The organism is Tamlana crocina (assembly GCF_012037625.1).
Genome location: NZ_JAAVJS010000080.1, coordinates 1 through 638, shown reverse-complemented (window position 1 = coordinate 638; position 638 = coordinate 1). Strand labels below are relative to the sequence as shown.

The 638-nt window shown below is 46.2% G+C and carries 1 protein-coding gene; it reads left to right on the top strand.

Annotated features, from left to right (window positions below):
* Positions 1-638, top strand: a 638-nt coding sequence (locus tag HC176_RS15705; RefSeq protein ID WP_209309739.1) for a CgeB family protein, incomplete at both ends; no start/stop codon positions are given.

Genomic DNA, 638 nt, shown 5'->3' with positions numbered 1-638 from the left:
ACCGCGGAATTGTAAAGGCGCTGCATAAAATGGGGCATGAAGTCACATTTTACGAACCCGATATTTACGAGCGTCAAAAACACCGGGATATTGATGATCCTGAATGGTGTAAAGTAAAAGTATATCCTGAAGATCAGGTAACTTTAAGAGCACTGCCCCGAGAAGCTTCGGAAGCCGATGTGATCATCAAAGCCAGCGGAGTTGGTGCTTTCGACGAATTCCTGGAAGATGCTGTAGTACAGCTGAAGAAAGATGATAACCTCATTATCTTCTGGGATGTTGACGCCCCGGCTACGCTCGACAGGATCGAAAACGATCCTTCAGATCCTTTTAATGCCCTGGTTCCAAAGTATGATTTTGTGCTCACCTATGGTGGCGGTCAACCCGTTATAGATGCTTACGAGCGCAACGGGGCAAAAAGGTGTATTCCTATTTACAATGCTTTAGACACCGACACTCATTTTCCTGTTGAACCACAGGAAAAGTTTGAAGGCACTTTGGCCTTTTTGGGTAACCGCTTACCCGATCGTGAAAAGCGGGTGGAGGAATTCTTTATCAAGCCTGCGGAAAATCTTCCGGAAGAAAAATTCATCCTGGGCGGCAGCGGATGGGGAGATAAGTCAATGCCCGAAAATATC